Below are 19,858 nucleotides of genomic sequence, written 5' to 3' on the forward strand. Positions count from 1 at the left end.
CAAACCCGCGTTAACAGCGAGCGGCGCCACGTTTAAAAGGGCCACAGCACGTTCAAAAAGGCCACACGAAGGGAATCAAAACGAGCGCTATGGCACCGGTCAGTATATTTAATCCACAGCCCAAACGCAGAAAATCGCTCACCCGGTAACCGCCCGGGCCATACACCATCAGGTTGGTTTGATAGCCGATGGGGGTTAAAAAGCTCGCCGAGGCGGCAAACATGACCGCCACCACATAGGGCATCGGACTCACGCCCAAGCTTTCGGCAGCGCTCATCACTACCGGGAAAATAATCACTGCCGCTGCATTATTGGTCACTAGCTCGGTGAGCAGCGCAACAACGCAGTAAGTGCCGATTAACAGCAGCAATGGATTCCCTGCCACGAAGGTGAGCACCCCGCCGGCCATTGCCTCGGCAGCACCCGAGCCTTGCAACGCCGACCCCACCCCGAAAGACGCGGCAATGGTGAGCAGCACCTGGGTATCCAAGCCACGCTTGGCGGCACCTACCGAACAGCAGCCCGTGAGTAGCGCCAATGCCGCCCCCAACATGGCAGCATTAAGCATGCTCAGCACACCAAAGGCGGCGAGCAGTACGGCGCCTAACAGCAAGCCCCACGCTAGCGGCGCTTTCTCATGGATCGGCCGGGCCGCGCCATTTATCTCACTGATCAGCAAAAAGTCCCGTGACTGTCGATGACGCTCAATAAACGGCGGCCGCGCCTCCAGCAACAGCACGTCAGCGGGCTGCAACCGCACTTGGCCAAGGTTGCCCTTAACCCGCTCGCCGCCACGGCAGATCGCCAGCACCGCTGCCCCATAAAGGGTTCTAAAGTGGCCATCGCGAATACGCTGGCCAATAAACTGGCACTGATTTGAGACCACCGCCTCAACCAGGCGACGCTCTTTAAACTCTTTCTCCAAACTGGATGTGCCATCTCGGGAAGGAATTAAGCCACGAATTTGCTGCAACTCCACCGCTGCATCAGAGGTGCCTGCAAACACCAGCCGATCGCCGCCTTTGAGTTGCTCGCCAGGCCCAACAACGCTGACCACGTTGCCTGCGCGCTCAATCTCGACCAGAAACAGCTCCTGCAGGTGGCGCAGCCCCGCCTCTTCGACGGTACGATCCACCAGCACACCCGCTGGGTCGACCTCCATTTCGATAGTGAACTCGCGTGGGTTGGCAAACGCATTGGCCAGCCCTTCCCTAGCGGGTAACAGACGGGGCCCTAGCAAAATGAGATAGGCAAGCCCTACGACAGCGACTGGAACACCCACCCAGGCCAAATCCAATAGGCCCATGCCAAGCTCTGGGTAGCGCTCCAGCAGCAGCCCATGCACCACCAAGTTAGTGCTGGTACCGAATAGCGTAATGGTGCCACCAAGGATAGAGGCGAAACTGAGCGGCATTAGCAGCCGCTGAGGAGACAAGCGCAGCCGACGGCTCCAGCTCATTACCGCAGGAATATAGGTAGCCACAACCGGGGTATTATTGACAAAGCCGCTAAGCGCGGCCACCGGTAGCAAAAGCCGAACCAACGCGCCTCGCTCGCTTTTTGGCCGTTTGAGCACATAGCGAATAATCAGATCGATGCCGCCGGTTTCGCGAATGCTGGCCACCAGCACATACATAAACGCTACCGTAAACAGGCCGCCATTGGAGAAGCCCCCAAGCGCCTGCTGTGGGTCAATCACGCCCAGCGTCATCAGTAAAATAACCGCGCCCAGCAAGATAATATCCGGCCCCAGGCGTGAAAAGGCCATCAACGGGAAGATGGTGAGCACCACCCCGACCGCTATCCAAGCATCCAGCGACATAACCACGACATCCTTAACTAATAAGCATGGTGGTAGTGTGAGGCCAACTTTATATTCTAAAAAGTTATTTTTAGAAACACTCAAAGATCAAAATGGAATATACAAGTGTGAGGCGTGACGGCCGCCTTACTCTTACAGATACAAAAAACCCCGCACTTGGCGGGGTTTTCTGGTCAATCAACGCTAAGCGATGATTGCTAACATCTCAATGCTTAAGAATTAACTTAAACTACTTTGATGTTAGAAGCCTGAAGGCCTTTTTTGCCCTGGGTGACGTCGAAGGAAACCTTCTGACCGTCTTGCAGAGATTTGAAGCCTTCTGCCTGAATTTCTGAGAAATGCGCGAACAAGTCGTCGCCATTGTCGTCAGGAGAAATAAAGCCGAAACCTTTAGTGTCGTTGAACCACTTAACGGTACCAGTTGCCATGATCGAAATCCTCAATGTTGCTAATTAAACCGGGAAATACCCGAATTGCAGTGGGTATAACAAGAGACTTTCACCAGATTTAACGCTACTAGAGGCGCTTCTATACTGCTGACAACGTTCGACTTGCTAACCAACTGACAATATTTTGCGCTTAACCACCCTCCTCCGTCAATACCTCCCACAAAACGCTAGTTAATAGCTCTTGCCACTCGTCATTGCCGGCAACCCAGGCAGCTAACGACGCTCAGCCAGCATCCAACCGGCGGCCTTCTCGGCAATCATCAGCGTGGGCGAGTTCGTATTGCCGCTGGTGATGGTTGGCATAACGCTCGCATCAGCCACCCGCAATCCTCTAACGCCGCGCACTCGCAGCCGTGCATCCACCACTGCCATGGCATCATCCTCACGGCCCATTCGAGCGGTACCCACGGGGTGAAAAATAGTCGTGCCGATATCACCGGCCAGCCGGGCCAGCTCATCGTCGCTTTGGTACTCGACGCCGGGCTTGACCTCTTCCGGCGCGTATTTGGCAAACGCAGGCTGCTCGGCAATGCGCCTTGTCACCCGTAGAGAATCCGCCGCCACCTTGCGATCTTCAGGAGTACTCAGGTAATTGGGGGAAATCGCCGGGGCCTGGCGCGGATCGCTGCTTTTAAGCCGCACGGTGCCCCGGCTGGTAGGGTTCAAATTGCACACGCTGGCGGTAATTGCCGGGTACGGATGCAGCGGCTGACCAAAGGCTTCCAGGCTTAGCGGCTGCACGTGGTACTCAATATTGGGGTGCGGCTGATCCTGCGTGCTGCGGGTAAAAGCCCCCAACTGTGAAGGCGCCATGCTCATCGGCCCAGAGCGCTTAAGCAGGTACTCAAGGCCAATTCCCGCTTTACCCCACAGCGTACTGGCCATGGCATTGAGGGTTTTGCCATTGGTAATGCGATATATCGAACGAATTTGCAGGTGATCCTGCAAATTCTCGCCCACTCCCGGTAGCTCATGCACTACCTCAACGCCGTGCTCACGCAACGACTCTGCGGGGCCCACTCCGGAAAGCTGCAGCAGATGCGGCGTACCAATAGCGCCTGCGCAGAGCACCACTTCTGCATTGGCCCCCTCCTTGCTCAACATAGCACGTTGGGTTTTACCTCCACGCTCTACCTCTACGCCCGTGCAGCGCAATTCCTCAGCTCTCTGAAACAGCAGCCGATTGACTTGGGTGGAGTGCCAGAGCGTTAGGTTGTCGCGTTTCAGCGCGGGGCGTAAAAATGCTTTGGCGGTATTCCAGCGCCAGCCCGAGCGCTGATTGACCTCAAAGTAGGCCACGCCCTCATTAGAGCCGCGGTTAAAATCGTCGGTACGCGGGATGCCCGCCTGCACGGCAGCTTCAGCGAAATCATCCAGCACCTGCCACTTGAGGCGCTGCTTTTCGATCCGCCACTCACCACCGTGGCCGTGAAAGTCGCGGTGTTTTGCGTCTGCATCGCCGCTCTCATCCAGGCGATAGTGGTCTTCGTGTTTGATAAAGTCGGGAAGGCAGTTCTCCCAGCGCCAAGCGTCATCGCCGGTGACGTCCGCCCAATGGTCGTAGTCCCGCGCCTGGCCGCGCATATAGATCATGCCGTTGATGCTGGAACAGCCGCCCAGGGTTTTCCCCCGCGGGTAGATCAGCGAACGGCCATTGAGCCCTTTATCGGGCTCAGTGCGAAACAGCCAGTCGGTGCGTGGGTTATTAATGCAGTAGAGATAGCCCACCGGAATATGAATCCAGTGATAGTTATCGCGACCGCCCGCCTCTATCAGTAGCACCTTATTATTGGGATTGGCACTCAAACGATTCGCCAGCAGGCACCCCGCGGTGCCTGCGCCGATCACGATATAGTCGAAATTGTTATTGGTGGGTTCTGACATTAGTCGGCTCCGGTAACGTGTGGGCGTTACTTCGCCGTGGGCATTACAAACTCAGCCCCGGCATCAATCGAATCGGACCAGCGCTGCATAATCGATTTCTGCTTGGTGTAGAAACGCACACCTTCTTCGCCGTAGGCGTGGGTATCACCAAACATCGAGCGCTTCCAGCCCCCAAAGCCGTGCCACGCCATAGGCACCGGAATGGGCACATTGATACCTACCATGCCGACCTGAATGCGGCGGCCAAACTCCCGCGCCACCGTACCGCTTTCGGTAAAGCAGCTAACGCCGTTGCCAAACTCGTGGTCGTTAATCAACTGGATCGCGGTGGCGATATCCGGCACCCGCACGCAGACCAGCACCGGGCCAAAAATTTCTTCTTTGTAGATCGTCATCTCGGGAGTGACATTGTCAAAAAGCGTGCCGCCCATCCAGAACCCTTCGGCGCACTCATCCCCCGCCGTAGAGGTGTCAAAGGTGCGGCCGTCTACCACCAGTTCAGCGCCTTCAGCCACGCCTTTTTCGATATATCCGGTAATCCTCTGGTGGGCTTGGCGAGTCACAATGGGGCCCATTTCCGCATCCAGCTGCATGCCATCTTTTACTTTTAGCGCTTTAGCCCGCTCCGCCAGTGCTGGCACGACTTTGTCCGCCACATCGCCGACCAGCACCGCCACGCTAATCGCCATGCAACGCTCACCGGCGGAGCCATAGGCGGCACCGATCAGCGCATCGACGGCTTTATCCAAATGCGCATCCGGCATCACTACCATGTGGTTTTTGGCGCCGCCCAAGGCTTGAATGCGCTTGCCATTGCGGGCGCCGCGCTCGTAGATCAGGTTGGCAATCGGCGTCGAGCCCACAAACGACAGCGCTTTAACGTGCGGATGGTCGATGAGTGCTTCCACGGCGTCTTTATCACCCTGCACAACGTTGAACACGCCATCAGGCAGACCTGCCTGTTTTAGCAAATCAGCCATCAGCAGCGAAGCGCTAGGGTCGAGCGGGCTGGGTTTCAAAATAAACGTATTACCCGCCGCAATTGCCAGCGGGAACATCCACATCGGCACCATGGCGGGGAAATTAAACGGCGTTATACCAGCCACGACGCCTAACGGCTGGCGCAGCGTCCAATTATCAATCCCGGTACTCACCTGCTCGGTATAATCACCTTTGAGCAACTGCGGGATACCGCAGGCAAATTCAACAATATCAATACCGCGAGCCACTTCACCCTGGGCGTCGGTGAATACCTTGCCGTGCTCTTTGGTAATCGCTTCGGCCAGCTCATCTTTATGGACGTTCAGTAGCTCTAAAAACTTGAACATTACCCGGGCGCGCCGGATGGGCGGGGTATCCGCCCAGGCGGAAAAAGCAGCTTGTGCGGCCTCTACCGCCGTATTGACGTCCGCCGGGGAAGCGAGCGACACGCGTCCGGTCACACGGCCAGAGGCGGGGTTAAACACGTCCTGGGATTGAGAAGACTCCCCAGCGGTGACCTGGCCATTAATAAAGTGCTGAATCGCTGTTGTTGTCATGGTATTACCTGTTTTTTAGAACGCATGTTAAGAACACGTGTGAAGAGCTTGCCTAAAAACGCTTGCTAGCAAGAGTCTAATAACAGCCTAGCCTACCGAGTGCTGCGAACGGATCAATTGAGTTATTTAAAAGCCAGTTATAAGCTCTGCTAATATCACAGCACGCATTTGAGGGCCATCATGCAAGAGTACGCCACACTGCGCGCCTTCGTGGCCGTTGCACGAACGGGCAGCGTGTCACGCGCCGCAGAACAGCTACACCTAACCCAACCGGCCATTAGCCTAAAGTTGAAGCAGCTGCAGGCGAATATCGGCCTCACGCTATTTACTCGGCGTCCTCAGGGTCTAGCGCTGACGGCCGACGGCCATGCGTTGCTACCTGCCGCTGAAAAGGCTCTGGCCAGCGCCCAGGCGTTTGAGCAAACCGCCGGAACGTTACACAGCACGCTGCGCGGCAAGCTCTCAATCGGCACCATCGTTGACCCCGAATTTCTTCGTCTGGGGGCCTTTTTAAGCCGCCTGATGGCCCGTGCGCCGCAGTTAGAAACCGAACTGCATCATGGGATGAGCGGCAGCGTGCTTAATCGCATTGAACAAGGCGACTTAGATGTGGGGTTCTACCTGGCGCCGCCTGGGCAAGGCCCTGGAAAAGGCCATGAGACGCTGGCTTGGCGTGAGCTAACCCACTTTGATTATCACGTGATTGCCCCTGCAGGCTGGGAAAACCGACTCATTGATACGCGTTGGGAGCACTTAGCCACGCTGCCATGGATCGTTACGCCTCAAGACTCCGCCCACCACCGGCTGTTAAAGCAGGCGCTGGCACCGAGCGGCGCAGTTCCCAATCGGGTAGCCCAGGTGGATCAGGAGGCCTGCATGCTTGACCTGGTGCGCGCAGGCGTTGGTCTAAGCCTGGCCCGAGACGCCCTAGCGATGACCGAGCGCCAGGAGAGCGGCTTGGCAGTAGCGGAGAAAATTCGCCTGCCCTGCGCATTAAGCTTTATTTGGCGTCATGACAGCACCAACGAATCGACTGTCAACGCTGCGCTCAGTACGCTGGATGAAGTATGGCCCCATCGTCTTGGCTAAGTCTTAAAAAAGGGTTATGGGAAAGGGGCTGTAAGGAAAGGGAACACCATGCCACTAATCAACTCAATAACAGGCAGTAACTCGTCCCCCGCCACTGGAGTGCTTGCAATGATCCGCCTGTCCCCTCTTCGTCCATTCACGCTTGGCGTATTGGCTGCCGCTGGCCTAATCAGCCCTTCCCTTCAAGCCCAGTCCTCTCAAGACCAGTCTTCGCCACAACAAAGCAATGCAGAAGCGACCTTTGCCGGTGGCTGCTTCTGGTGTATGGAGCCGCCGTACGATAAACAACCCGGCGTCACTGCTACCATTTCCGGCTATATCGGCGGCGAGCTAGAAAACCCCAGCTACGAAGAGGTCTCCAAGGGCGGTACTGGCCATGCTGAAGTCGTGCAAATCGAATACGACTCCGAGCAGATCAGCTACGCGCAGCTCTTAGAAATCTTCTGGCACAACATCGACCCCTTTGCGGTCGATCGTCAGTTCTGTGATGTGGGCGATCAATACCGCTCGGCGATTTTCTATCATGATGAAGCACAGCGTGAGCTGGCTGAAGCGTCCAAAGCCGAAATGGAGGCGCGCTTTGACCGGGAGATCGCCACACAAATAGTACCAGCCACTACGTTCTGGCCTGCTGAGGCGTACCACCAGGACTATTATCAAAAGAACCCCGTGCGCTATAAGTTCTACCGCTACAGCTGTGGTCGCGACGGCCGCCTGGAAGAAGTGTGGGGAGAAGAAGCCGGAGGACCTTCGTTTGAGTAGTAGATGCACAATATAAACTAACGCCAGCGCCGCTGCTTTTTCACCAACGTCGACTGATCGATTCCCAGTACAGCGGCCGCTGCGCGCGTCGTACCATGCTTGGTAAGTGCTTGCTGAATGAGTTGCTGTTCAAACCGCTTAACCTGCTCTCGCAGATCACCACTCACGTACTCTAAACTAACCGGCAGAGCGGGAAATACCTCACTCGGCAGCGTAGTGGTAGTGATCTCATCCTCTACGGCCGTGACGGCTAAGCGCTCGGTTAAATTGATCAGCTCGCGGATATTGCCAGGCCATGAGTAGTTCGAAAGTAGTTCCAACGCTTCGGGGTTCCAGCGCCTATTCACATCGTGCAACTGATTGAAGTGGTCTAGGTAATAGTTCAGTAAGGGGATTACCTCATCGCGACGTTGCCGCAAAGGGGGTAACCATAGGGGCACCACACTTATGCGATAAAATAGATCCTCGCGAAAGCTCCCTTTCTTAACATGGTCGTTTAAATTCTGATGGGTAGCGGTAATCAGGCGCACGTTGGTATGACGAAAAGCTGTCCCGCCTACTGGCAAATAGCGATTTTCTTCCACCACTTTGAGTAGTTTCACCTGCAACGCGAGGGGTAGATCGCCGATTTCATCCAGAAAAAGCGTGCCCCCATGAGCCACATCCAGTAGCCCCTGCTTACCTCTTGGCGTAGCCCCGGTAAACGCCCCAGCGGCATAGCCAAACAGTTCTGCTTCCAGCAACCCTTCCGGAAATGCCGCACAGTTAAGCTCCATAAACGGCCCTTCCGCACGGTCACTTTGCTGATGTATATAGCGCGCCAACAGCGTTTTACCGGTACCCGTTTCGCCTTGAATCAAGATCTTCGCGGTTGATTTCGCCACTCGCTTAGCAAGCGCAAAGCAAGGTTCGGTTTGCTGGCTGGTAATCACCCCAGGCGCACTTAGTGACGTTATCTCAGGTACTCTATACGCCTCACGAATGCGCTGGATCTGCTCTAACTGCTCCTGGGCGTGTTTCGCCAGCAACAGCTCGGTAATGTCACGCACACTGGTAACCACGTAGGCAATGGAGCCATCGGCATTGAACATGGGCGTCCCGGTCACAACAATCTTGCGACTGCCATGAATGGTCTGCACCAGCGTAATCGGACGACGTTCCCGGATAACCTCCAACGAGGCTGACTTAGAAATGAACCCCGCCTTCACCAAGTCAGCCATATGAAAGCCCACTACCTCCGCACGTGAAATACCCGTGATACGTTCATAAGCTTTATTGATCGTCACCGTAATACCATTGGCATCGGTGATATAAACACCGTCATGCAAGGCATCCAGAAAAGAACGTAATGGCTCTTGGTCAAAGCCAGATGAATCAACGCATTCAGCCTCCGTCTGAGGTTTAATGCCTGTTACACGGTAGCGCATACACTCGCCTACCAACTGGCCTAGCGCCGCGTCGCGCTGTGCCTTTTCAATATCGGTGCGGGTTAATACCCCAATCACCTGACCGTGGGTATCAAATACCTCAACCGCATCAGTGCCGTGCAAATCAAATAACGGCAGCGCGGCTTCCAACGACAGGCACTCTTCGATACGTTGCATAACAGCTCTCCTGATAGACCGCGCCCACCGCTTTCACGGTGGGCGCTGGTTCTCAACCCCATAGCTTTTAAGCCACTATAAAGGCAGAGTCTGTTATTTGCGCAAAGCCACCACCGGTTCAGGATCAGTCTCAGGTAGCAATGCCTCATCCCAATCTTTCACGAAGGTTTTATCCACCTCGCCGGAGAAGAAGCGTTTGCCGTAAATTAACGCGCAGAGCAAGATACCTACCGCAAAAGCCCAAGTTGCACCTTTAATAACGAGCATGGCGGCAATAATGCCCGCAATACCCAAGTCCCGCTGGCTGCGCGCCTCCATAATGCCAATACGCACACTCACGTAGCCCTGAATCAACAGTGTCAACGCCAGCGCTATCCCCAGAATCGGCTGCACCAAACTCACGATCGGCAGCAATAGTAATCCCGTATTGGTTCCCCAGCGAAACGAGCCAGAACCACCAAAGATAGAGTTCATCGCCGCTTTGCCCTGTTTGTAACGCTCCACCGTTACCACATGCATCGCAGCCCACAGCGGGCCACACATCACCACATCGGGGCCAAAGATACTCATCCCGAAGTTACGCCCACCAAAAATCATGTGTGCACGATTAGGATTATAGTCGATTTTTTCGTCCTGACGCTTCTCGTCAGCTTCTTCCAGCAACGCCTTGCTTTGTAGCACATCGCCAAACAGCACAATGTAAGCGGCGATAACGGTGGGTAGCGCGGTCAAAAACATCGTCAGCGGCGGTAAGCCAACGCCAAACACTGTGTATTCGCTAAACATCAACGCAAAATCAGGCTGGCTAAACCCCCACTCCACATTCGGCCACGGCGCTTCACCAAACAGCGGAGCCACCACAATTGCCAGCACGATGATTGGGAAAATACCCAGCTTGCCTATGGCGCCCCACAGACCACCCTTTGCTTTCAGCTGGTTAAAATGGCGAGAGAAAATCAGATAAAACGCAACTCCCACAGCAATCGCAATGGTGAACGGGTACTGCTCAAAGCGGCCACCCTCATCAAAGACCACCACAATGGCTGCCAGCCCAGCGCCCATAATGACACCTGCTTTGATCGCCGAAGGAATCAGTCGCACCACTTTACTGGCCATGCCAGTTGCCCCCAGTCCCAGAGCCAGCGCCCCCAGCATCATCTGGAAGGCAATCAACGCATGAACTCTGTCTACCCCCTCTGGAAAGGTCGATACATAAGCCATCAACAAAGGGATCGCAGGGGTAATCCAACCAGGAATAACCGGGTCACCCAGCAAGTGATGCATCAAATAGAGCAAGCCATTTAAAATGACGATGGCCAACGCTGCTTCAAACGGCATGCCGAGCAGCTGCATCATCAATGGGATCGCGGCGAGATCCACCGCGCACATCAATAGCCCTTGCAGGTAATCGGGCAGTTCAAAACGATAATGGTAAAACGGCAAGCGTAGTTTAAATGGCCCTAACGGTGTGTACGGGCTCTCTTCACCGTCAACGCGATGCTTCCAAGCGCTCATGGCATGGACTCCTGTTTTAAAGTTATTAGTATGTTTAATATTTGTGGTTATGGAGTGTTAGTAAGCGGCGTGGTAAATCGCCTCAACATCCGCAAGCGTTAACACTCGCGGATTATTACGCAGCAAACGTTCTACCTTAATGGCCTCGGCGGCCAGTTCAGGAATGGCAGATTCAGGAATATCAAACGAGCGTAAACCGGAAGGAATCTCCACATCAGCGCACAGTTTATGCATGCGCTTGATAACAGCATTGGCTACTGCATCATCCGAAAGCCCAGCCACGGGTTCATCAAAAGCCACCGCAATGCCACGAAAGCGATCAACACACGCCAGCTTGTTCCACTCCATGACAAAGGGCAGTAACAGCGCATTAGTCACCCCATGGGCCAAGTGGTAACGCCCACCTAGTGGATATGCCAACGCATGTACTCCCCCCACGCCGGCATTACCAAACGCCAAACCTGCCAACAGACTGCCGGTGGCCATATCCTCACGGGCCTGTAGATTATTGGGATTGTCAAACGCCTTTGGTAGCGCATGCACAATTAGATTCATTGCCTTAACCGCCAACGCATCGGTAATCGGCGTTGAAAAGTTAGATAAATACGCCTCCACCGCATGCACCAACGCATCTACTCCGCTGGCAGCCGTCACAGAACGCGGGCAGCTCAACGTAAGCTCAGGCGAGACAATGGCGACATCCGGTAATAAGCAGTCACTTACGATGCCCTTCTTCATCTGCTGGGCTTTATCCGACAAAATCGCAATATTAGTCACTTCAGAACCGGTGCCCGCCGTAGTGGGCATGGCGATTAAAGGTATTCCGCGTTGGGCTACCTTATTCTCGCCAAACAATCCCTCAAGTGGACCCTCATAGTGCGCATATACCGCCACGCACTTAGCGATGTCTATTGCACTTCCGCCGCCTACGGCTATAACGCTGTCGTGTTTTCCATCATTGAAAGCACGAGTGCAAATTTCGACTATTTCAACTTCAGGCTCGGGCGCTACCTGATCAAACACCTCGTAGGACACATTGAGTGCCATAAGCTGTTCAGTGACGATCTCCAACGTGCCTGAAGCCACCACACCGCTGTCGGTAACAAGCAAGGGGCTCTTCATTCCCAGCGATTGGACGTATGACTGCAACTGCTGTGCAGCCCCATGACCGGTAATCAACTTACCGGCACTTTTAAAGCTACTTACTCGATTAAGGGGACTTAACTGCATTTGGCGTTTCCTATTAGCGTTTTATTGGTTGTTGTACCAGCACCATCGCCCCATAGAGGTATGTATGCATGCTGGCTACTTGCTACATAGCAAACGCCGTGCCAACCCAAAACAATAAACAAGATATTGATTTTTAAGAAAAAAAATTCAACATACAGCTTTGCATAAAAAAGTGGCAGATATTAGCGAGCCAATAAATCATCGGAAAAACACATTTTGATGATTTTATTCATCAACATATTAGTGCGGTTTCCAAGAGCCCAGAAAGTACACGCTTAAAACATGCATATCTTCACTATTTATCGCAATGCGATAAATAATAACTCTTGCCGATAAATAAAAAGTCGCCTAGGCTCTGAAGTGACGTTACCGAAAAGTTTTTAACAAAGCGTAAATAACAATCCCCAACACTCTCGATGGTGACCCAATGAAATCTAAATCTAACAGCCAACCTGTTCTTCACTTTAAAAAAGCGATGCTATTACCGGCAGTACTGGGCGCAGCCTTATCGCTCGGCGCCACCGCCAACGCGCAAGACGTACTGAAAGCCGGCGGAACGCCAAGCGGAATTCCGTTTACGTTTCTGGACATTCAAACCAATGAGATCACCGGTGCGATGGTCGATCTGGTCAATGCATTGGGCGAAGATATGGGCTATGAGGTCACTATTCAGGAGTCCCAGTTCAACGCATTAATACCCTCGCTGACCGCTGGGCATATCGACATTATTTCCGCCGCGATGCTGAAAACCGAAGAGCGCGCCAAACAGATCGCGTTCAGCGATGATGTCTACCCCTACGGTGAAGGCGTCGTTACCCGTCAAGACTACGATGGCGAGATCAACACACTGGAAGATCTCTCTGGCGAAGTGATTGGCGCCCAGGTAGGCACCACTTATGTGGAACAGCTCAACAACATGGGCATTTTTCCTGAAATCCGAAATTACAACTCACTGGCAGACATGATGCGCGACATCTCGTTAGGCCGCATTGTGGCAGGTGTCGGTGACGCCCCCATCATGGGTTATCACCTCAGCCAAGACCGCTTTCCAGAACTTCAGCTAGCCGACAACTACGAGCAACAGATGGTGGGTCATATTGGCTTTGCAGTTGACCAGGAAAACACCGAACTGCTGGAACAAGTGAACACCTCGCTTGCTCGCCTGAAAGAAAATGGCACCCTCGATGCCATCTTCGAAGAGTGGGGCTTATAAGCCACCTTCAGGTAACCCACCGGCAGCTTTAACGCATCAGTCTGCTAATGATCACCCCAGCACCGCTTCACTACCCCTCCAGGGGTAGTGGAAGAAGTGCATGCAAAATAAAGGCTTCCCATGGAGTTTTCGGACATCACCGCCTTTCTACCCATTTTATTAAAAGGTGCTCTGATTACAGTGCAGATCACCATTGGCGCCTTACTACTAAGCACTCTACTCGGCCTGCTACTCGCCCTGATGAAGCTCTCTCCCGTACGCGCACTGTCGCTTGTGGCAGGCACCTTCATCAATGTGGTACGCGGCCTACCGATTATTGTTCAACTGTTTTATATCTACTTCGTACTCCCCGAACTCGGCATACAGCTTAGTGCCTTCCAGGCAAGTATTATCGGGCTCGGCGTCGCCTACAGCGCCTATCAAGCGGAAAATTTCCGCGCCGGTATAGAAGCGATTGAAGCGGGCCAGATCGAAGCCGCCAGATCCATCGGCATGAAAAGCAAACTCATCATGCGCCGCGTCGTACTTCCCCAGGCTATCCGTATTGCGCTCCCTCCCTATGGCAATACGGCCGTCATGATTCTGAAAGACTCATCACTCGCCTCCACCATAACCGTGGCCGAAATGACCCGGGCTGGGCAGTTAATCGCCGCCTCCACCTTTCAGAATACTACCGTCTATACCCTGGTTGCCCTGCTCTATCTCTGCCTTAGCCTACCGCTGATTTTTGGCGTTAACCGCCTAGAGCGCTATTTCGGAAAGGCAGCGAAAGGAGGCAAATCATGATCAATATCAACGCTATTCATAAATCCTTTGGCGACGTAGAAGTACTCAAAGGAGTCAGCCTAACGGTCGCCAAGGGTGAAGTGGTTTGTCTGATTGGCCCCTCAGGCTCTGGCAAGTCGACCGTGCTTCGCTGCATAAATGGTCTGGAGTCTTATGACCAAGGCACCATTACGATCAATGACCGCCAAGTCGATGTGGCCAGCAAAGACATTAACGACCTACGAACTCAAGTCGGCATGGTATTCCAGCGCTTCAACCTATTCCCCCACCGCACGGTGGTCGAAAACGTCATGGAAGGCCCAATCTTCGTCAAAAACGAACCCCGCGATATCGCCCATGCCAATGCGGCCGCCTTACTGGAGAAAGTCGGGCTGGGCGATAAAGTCGATGCCTACCCGCAGCAGCTATCCGGCGGTCAGCAGCAGCGTGTTGCTATTGCCCGCGCTCTGGCCATGCAACCGGAAGCCATTCTGTTCGATGAGCCCACCTCCGCTCTCGACCCCGAACTTGTGGGCGATGTGCTTACCGTTATGCGCGACCTGGCCAACGAAGGCATGACCATGGTGGTCGTCACCCATGAAATGAGCTTTGCCAAAGAAGTCGCTGACCGCGTCTGCTTTCTGTATGGCGGGCAGATTGTCGAATCAGGCGATGCCCACACGCTGCTTACCCAGCCTTCCCACGAACGCACCCAGGATTTTCTGCGCCGCGTGCTAAATCATTAACGGAGACCAAGGATGGCAATCACATCTCATATGCCCCCCTCACTATGGGCTGACACCGCCCCCGCGGGCAGCGAATACCCAACGCTGCAGGGCGCCCATTGCAGCGATGTGGTGATTATCGGCGGCGGTTTTACCGGCCTTTCCGCCGCCTTGGCACTCGCCAACCGCGGTATAAGCGTCACCTTATTGGAAGCCGAAAGTATCGGCTGGGGCGCGTCTGGCCGTAACGGCGGCCAAGTCATCCCCGGCCTCAAATACGACCCGGATGAACTCATCACACGCTATGGCGAAGAGCGCGGCCAACGCATGATAGCGCTCTCAGCCCGCAATGCCGATGTGGTATTTGAGCTTATAAAGCAGCACAACATTGACTGCGACGCGCAGCAACGCGGCTGGATTCAACCCGCCGCTACCCATGCCAGCCTGAAAGCGATTGAATTCCGAGCCCGCCAATGGCAGTCGCGCGGCGTAGATATCGTCTGGCTAGATCAGCAGCAATGTGCCGAGCGTCTTGGCACTTCAGAGTATCTTGGCGGCTGGATAGACCCCAGGGCCGGCGGGCTGAATCCGCTCGCCTACGCCCGCGGGCTGGCACAGGCAGCGCACGATAGCGGAGCAACGCTGCATGAACAAACCCGCGTAATCTCAATGACCCGCGCCGAAGGGCGCTGGCGCGTAATGGCGGAAGGCGGGGCAGAAATTCAGGCGGAACGCGTACTGCTCTGCACCAACGGTTACAGCGACGCCCTGCAGCCCAAACTTGCCAGCAGCCTGATAGCCGCTAATAGCTATCAGATTGCCACCCGTCCCCTCTCGGCAGAGGAAGGCGGCCATATTTTACCCGGTGGCGAGGTGGCGTCAGATGCCCGTAAGCTGTTGCTCTATTTTCGCCGCGATAGGGCTGGGCGCCTTCTTATGGGGGGGCGCGGTTCCTTCAACGACCCACGTAAACCCAGCGACTTTCGGCACCTCGAAAACGCCATCATCAAACTCTACCCCCAGCTAAAGGACGTTGAGATCGATTTTCGCTGGTCAGGACGCATCGCCATCACCCAGGATTCACTTCCCCACGTACACGAGCCGCAGCAAGGACTCACCGTGGCGCTAGGCTATAATGGCCGTGGTGTGGCTATGGGTACACACCTCGGCAAGCTGATTGGCGAACATCTGGGAGAGCCTACGTTAGAGGAAGTACTTCCCTTTCCACTCACCCCCATCAAGCCGATTCCGCTGCACGGCCTACAAAGGCTGTATGTTGAAACGGTGGTCAACTACTATCGGGCCAGGGATTGGCTGGAGCGCTAAGCGACCGGCCACTTAAAGACCAATACACAAGCTATAGAGATATTCCTCTTGGGTTCGCCAGCCAAGGGGAACACGTAAGGAATCTTCTAAAAGCATGAAGCACGCCAACGAATCACGCTCGCCGCAGTTCAATCAATCGCTGGAAAAAGCGTTTGCTGTGCTTGAGTTGTTTGATGCTCAGCACAGCGAACTCAGTCTGTCGGAAATCGCCAAGTTTTCAGCGCTAAGCATGGGCTCGGTGCAGCGCATCACCTACACGCTCGAACAACTTGGCTATTTGGCCAAAGCGCCAGCCAGTCGCAAATACCGGCTCGGTATCCGCCTGATGACCCTCTCCGCCAACTATCTAGAAGCCGACTTGCTGGTCGACTGCGCCAACCCCTACCTATCGGAATTGAGCAACAGCTGCCTGGAAACCGTTTCACTAACCGAACCCTACGGGCTAGATATGATCTACATGGCCCGTTTTACCAGCCGCCACTACATTCCCATTCATATGCCGGTGGGCAGTAGCGTACCGATGTATTGTTCCGCATCTGGCAGAGCGTTTTTATCGGCGCTGGACGACTCCCGCGTTCAGGAGTACTTAACCGCCTGTGAGTTAAAGGCCCATACACCAAATACGATTACCGATATAAGCGCCCTAACCGACTTGATCCGAGAGTGTCGTACACGTGGCATCGCCTGGAACGATGCTGAATACTTCCTGGGGGATATCAACATTGCTGCACCGATAAGCAATGCCGCAGGTTTACCGGTAGCCGCTGTGCACATCACAACCCCCAGCAGCCGCTGGAACCTTGAGCGAGCACTGGAACAGCTTGCCCCCTCTTTAATGGAGTGTGCTCGCGCGATCACAAAGGCCGCCCGTATGCGTAGTTAACGCTGTCGCGTTTAATAGATTTTTTTCAATAAGCATTAAACTTCTACCTGATACAGATAGCTGCGCTCAAATTCCACACGCAATACTTGGAACTGATAGCTCTTACCACTGCCGGATAAGTAACACAGATGCTATGCATGGTCGTTCATTTTGTACTACAGTGACCTTACGCAAGAAATAGACCGGTTGGTCTACTAGGCGTCCTGGAGCTGGACGCTGTGACCCCACGTTGATCTATAGATAGGAGATCTTATGAGCAACAGCATCAAAACGATTAATCCCACTAATGGTGAAACCCTCGAAACCTATGCGCTAATGAGCAGCGCAGAAGCCAAGCAGGTAGTGGACGCCTGCTACGAGGCGTTTCTCGATTGGCGCCTAGAATCGCTGGAAAGCCGCGCTAAAACGGTCAAAGCGATTGGCCAAGCGATGCAAACGCATAAAGAAGAACTTGCCGACCTGATGGTCAAAGAGATGGGCAAACTGCCTTCTCAGGCCCGCCAGGAAGTCGACCTCTGTACCGGCATCTGTGACTATACCGCTGAACATGGCCCCAAAAAGCTAGCCGACGAAGAGCGCCAGCCTGGCAATGGCGAGCGCGGTTTTGTGACCTACTCACCGATGGGTGTGATCTACGGCATTCAGCCCTGGAACTTCCCCGCGTATCAGGTGGTACGCTACTCCATCGCCAATATTATGGCGGGTAACGGCGTGCTGCTAAAACACGCTGAAAACGTGACTGGCAGCGGCCTGCTGCTGGAAAAAATCTACCGCGAAGCGGGTCTTCCGGAAAACGTCTTCCGTACGCTGGTGATTTCTCATGATGTTTCTGATGAGGTGATTGCTCATTCTGCGGTACGTGGCGTCACCCTCACCGGTAGCGATGGTGCAGGTCGCAAAGTCGCTGGCAAAGCGGCCGAGCACCTTAAAAAGACGGTGCTTGAGCTGGGCTCTAACGATGCCTACCTTGTGCTCGATGACGCCGATATGGATGTCGCCATCGATACCTGCGTACAGGGGCGCGTCTACAACGGCGGTCAAACCTGCGTCGCGGCCAAGCGTTTTGTGGTCACTGAAAAGAACTACGAAACGTTTAAAAAGCGCTATGTAGAACGCATGCAGTCGCTTAAAGCGGGTGACCCGACCCAAGAAGACAGCGACCTGGGCCCCATGGCTCGCGTGGATCTGCGCGATGGTCTCCACGACCAAGTGGAAGAGAGCGTGCGCAAAGGCGCGAAGATCCTCTGCGGTGGCGAAAAGCCATCCGGTAAGGGCGCGTTTTACCCGGTCACCGTGCTGGACAACGTTACCCCCGGCCAGCCCGCTTACGACGACGAGCTGTTTGGCCCCGTCGCTGCGCTGATTCGTGCCAAAGATGACGAAGATGCCATGCGCATTGCTAACGACAGCCGTTACGGCCTGGGCGGCGGCATCATCTCTAAAGATGTGAAACGCGCTACCGAGCTTGCCAGCAAGTACTTTGACACCGGCATGGTGTTTATCAATGGCTTTGGCGTTGCTACCCCGGAAATGCCTTTCGGCGGGGTTAAAAACTCCGGCTACGGTCGCGAGCACGGCGGCTTCGGCATGCACGAGTTCGTCAATGCCAAGTCGGTGATTGTCGTTCAAGAGTAAGGCAGTAAACGCTCAAAATCGTGAGCGATAACCGAGAGCGCCGCTAGCTTTTCATCAGGCTAGCGGCGCTTTTTCGTTGCGAGCTCTATTACGAATTAAACTGTTGCCTGGAGGATCGACGCTGCCATAGCTTTATCCCAATCGCCATTACCACCCAGGTCACCAGCGCCGCAATCACATCGTCTAACACAATGCCAAAGCCGCCGTTAACATTCTCTGCCAGATGAATCGGCGGCGGCTTCAGCGCATCGAAAAAGCGGTAAACACCGAATGCCAGCGCCATAACCAGCGGGTGGCGTGCTGCCTGCAACCCGATTACCGCCAACGGAAACGCCACATATTCATCGGCAACGATACTGCCATGATCCAAACCGTCATAGTGCCAGGCAGCGACGTGGCAAACCGGTACTGCAAGTAGCAGCAGAGCTGCCATGATAGCGCCTTGCTGACCTATTGGCCGGCTTAACAACCACCACGCCAAGGGAATGCCCATCAGTGAGCCAAAGGTGCCCGGTGCCATCGGCGCTAGCCCCAGCCCAAAGCCGGTGGCTAGCCAAAAGTTAACCGTATCCAGCATTAACCCGCCTGCTGCGCTTGGCGCTCAAGTTCGGCGGTCATCTCTTTAGGCAGGTTAAGCGCACTGCCCAACTGATCAAGCCAAGCGCGCTCCATGGGGTTTTGATCGTCAGTCACGGCCACGCTGATCAGGTACATTTCACGGGCCGCTTGAGGGGAGTCCGCTTCGCGGGCAAGCGCCTGGGCATCCAGCGGTGCTTTTAGCTGCTGCTCCACCCAGTTATGCATCTCTTGGTCGGCACCCAGGGCGTCAATCTGCTCGGTAATCAATGCCTGCTCCTGCTCATCAATATGGCCATCGGCGCGGGCAGCCATAATCATTGCCTGCAGTAACTCAAGGCTGCGGCGCTCTTGATACTCGCCACTAAGCGCATCTACCCGCTCGCCCTCTGTCGCATTCTGGGCCGTATTTGGTTGCCCATTGTCATTTTTCGCCGCCTGGGAGCTCTGCCACGCTTTCCACGCCAGTACACCCACACCGGCAATGGCTCCATATTTCAGTGCCTTACCACCCATGCTGCGGCCGCGCTTGGAGCCAATCAACATACCCATGGCACCGCCGCCGAGCAGGCTTTTAACATCAAAGCCACTGGAGGAGCCGCTACCTTGACCGCTGCTGCCACCGCCTAGCTGCTTAGAGAGTCCGCTTAGCATGCCCTTAACATCGACACCACTGCTACTGCCGCCCTTCTGGCTACCGCCAGCTTGCTGCATCAGCTGCTGTAAAATCTTGCTTGCGTTCATCCTTGTACTCCTAAGTAAGTATTATCTTTAGGGCCCGTTTGACGATTCACTCACTTTATAAAACATACTGTATGAACACAGCATGAACTGACGCCGTC

Annotated in this window: 17 protein-coding genes; 8 read left to right on the forward strand and 9 right to left on the reverse strand. The window is 54.6% G+C overall.

The features are described from left to right. Positions 1–52 precede the first annotated feature (52 nt). The 4 genes from QEN58_RS14050 to QEN58_RS14065 form a co-directional block, all read right to left on the reverse strand. Positions 53–1,822, reverse strand: a complete 1,770-nt coding sequence (locus QEN58_RS14050) for an SLC13 family permease (RefSeq protein WP_280104247.1) — start codon at positions 1,820–1,822, stop codon at positions 53–55. A gap of 224 nt (positions 1,823–2,046) precedes the next feature. Next, positions 2,047–2,250, reverse strand: a complete 204-nt coding sequence (locus QEN58_RS14055; RefSeq protein ID WP_035559868.1) for a cold-shock protein — start codon at positions 2,248–2,250, stop codon at positions 2,047–2,049. Positions 2,251–2,484: 234 nt separating this feature from the next. Next, entirely contained in the window at positions 2,485–4,155 is a 1,671-nt protein-coding gene (locus tag QEN58_RS14060) for a GMC family oxidoreductase (protein ID WP_280104248.1), read from the reverse strand. 26 nt (positions 4,156–4,181) lie between these two features. After that, positions 4,182–5,693, reverse strand: coding sequence for a CoA-acylating methylmalonate-semialdehyde dehydrogenase (locus tag QEN58_RS14065; RefSeq protein WP_280104249.1), 1,512 nt, complete (start codon positions 5,691–5,693; stop codon positions 4,182–4,184). A gap of 180 nt (positions 5,694–5,873) precedes the next feature. On the opposite strand from QEN58_RS14065, the gene QEN58_RS14070 reads away from it, so the two are divergent. Further along, positions 5,874–6,782, forward strand: a complete 909-nt coding sequence (locus QEN58_RS14070; protein ID WP_280104250.1) for a LysR family transcriptional regulator — start codon at positions 5,874–5,876, stop codon at positions 6,780–6,782. A gap of 108 nt (positions 6,783–6,890) precedes the next feature. Continuing rightward, positions 6,891–7,544, forward strand: coding sequence for a peptide-methionine (S)-S-oxide reductase MsrA (gene msrA, locus QEN58_RS14075; RefSeq protein ID WP_280104251.1), 654 nt, complete (start codon positions 6,891–6,893; stop codon positions 7,542–7,544). A gap of 17 nt (positions 7,545–7,561) precedes the next feature. Here the strand turns inward: msrA and QEN58_RS14080 are convergent, their stop codons facing one another. From QEN58_RS14080 to QEN58_RS14090, 3 genes are all read right to left on the reverse strand, one after another. Beyond that, a complete protein-coding gene (locus tag QEN58_RS14080) occupies positions 7,562–9,148 on the reverse strand; it encodes a sigma 54-interacting transcriptional regulator (RefSeq protein WP_280104252.1) in 1,587 nt (528 codons plus the stop codon). A 93-nt stretch (positions 9,149–9,241) separates the two neighbouring features. Continuing rightward, on the reverse strand, positions 9,242–10,663 hold the full coding sequence (locus tag QEN58_RS14085; RefSeq protein WP_280104253.1) for a hypothetical protein: 1,422 nt from the start codon (positions 10,661–10,663) through the stop codon (positions 9,242–9,244). A gap of 57 nt (positions 10,664–10,720) precedes the next feature. Continuing rightward, a complete protein-coding gene (locus QEN58_RS14090; protein WP_280104254.1) occupies positions 10,721–11,893 on the reverse strand; it encodes an iron-containing alcohol dehydrogenase in 1,173 nt (390 codons plus the stop codon). Positions 11,894–12,320: 427 nt separating this feature from the next. Here QEN58_RS14090 and QEN58_RS14095 point away from each other — a divergent pair, with 427 nt between their 5' ends. The 6 genes from QEN58_RS14095 (at position 12,321) to QEN58_RS14120 (ending at position 18,440) form a co-directional block, all read left to right on the forward strand. Beyond that, entirely contained in the window at positions 12,321–13,106 is a 786-nt protein-coding gene (locus tag QEN58_RS14095) for an ABC transporter substrate-binding protein (protein ID WP_280104255.1), read from the forward strand. A gap of 120 nt (positions 13,107–13,226) precedes the next feature. Then, a complete protein-coding gene (locus QEN58_RS14100; RefSeq protein ID WP_280104256.1) occupies positions 13,227–13,892 on the forward strand; it encodes an amino acid ABC transporter permease in 666 nt (221 codons plus the stop codon). Next, entirely contained in the window at positions 13,889–14,617 is a 729-nt protein-coding gene (locus QEN58_RS14105) for an amino acid ABC transporter ATP-binding protein (protein ID WP_280104257.1), read from the forward strand. Before QEN58_RS14100 ends, QEN58_RS14105 begins: the two co-directional genes overlap by 4 nt. Before the next feature lie 12 nt (positions 14,618–14,629). After that, positions 14,630–15,922 (forward strand): NAD(P)/FAD-dependent oxidoreductase, encoded by a 1,293-nt coding sequence (locus QEN58_RS14110; protein WP_280104258.1) that lies wholly within the window; start codon positions 14,630–14,632, stop codon positions 15,920–15,922. A 94-nt stretch (positions 15,923–16,016) separates the two neighbouring features. Further along, the gene (locus QEN58_RS14115; RefSeq protein ID WP_280104259.1) at positions 16,017–16,805 is read left to right on the forward strand and encodes an IclR family transcriptional regulator; all 789 of its coding nucleotides are present in this window, start codon (positions 16,017–16,019) and stop codon (positions 16,803–16,805) included. Positions 16,806–17,057: 252 nt separating this feature from the next. After that, the gene (locus tag QEN58_RS14120) at positions 17,058–18,440 is read left to right on the forward strand and encodes an NAD-dependent succinate-semialdehyde dehydrogenase (RefSeq protein ID WP_280104260.1); all 1,383 of its coding nucleotides are present in this window, start codon (positions 17,058–17,060) and stop codon (positions 18,438–18,440) included. An 88-nt stretch (positions 18,441–18,528) separates the two neighbouring features. On the opposite strand, the gene QEN58_RS14125 is transcribed toward QEN58_RS14120, so the two are convergent. Beyond that, positions 18,529–19,017 carry a phosphatidylglycerophosphatase A family protein gene (locus QEN58_RS14125; RefSeq protein WP_280104261.1) on the reverse strand — a complete coding sequence of 163 codons (489 nt, stop codon included), beginning with the start codon at positions 19,015–19,017 and terminating at the stop codon, positions 18,529–18,531. After that, positions 19,017–19,760 carry a tellurite resistance TerB family protein gene (locus QEN58_RS14130; protein WP_280104262.1) on the reverse strand — a complete coding sequence of 248 codons (744 nt, stop codon included), beginning with the start codon at positions 19,758–19,760 and terminating at the stop codon, positions 19,017–19,019. Before QEN58_RS14130 ends, QEN58_RS14125 begins: the two co-directional genes overlap by 1 nt. Positions 19,761–19,858 lie beyond the last annotated feature (98 nt).

It is taken from the genome of Halomonas alkaliantarctica, from assembly GCF_029854215.1.
Classification (GTDB): Bacteria; Pseudomonadota; Gammaproteobacteria; order Pseudomonadales; family Halomonadaceae; genus Vreelandella; species Vreelandella alkaliantarctica_A.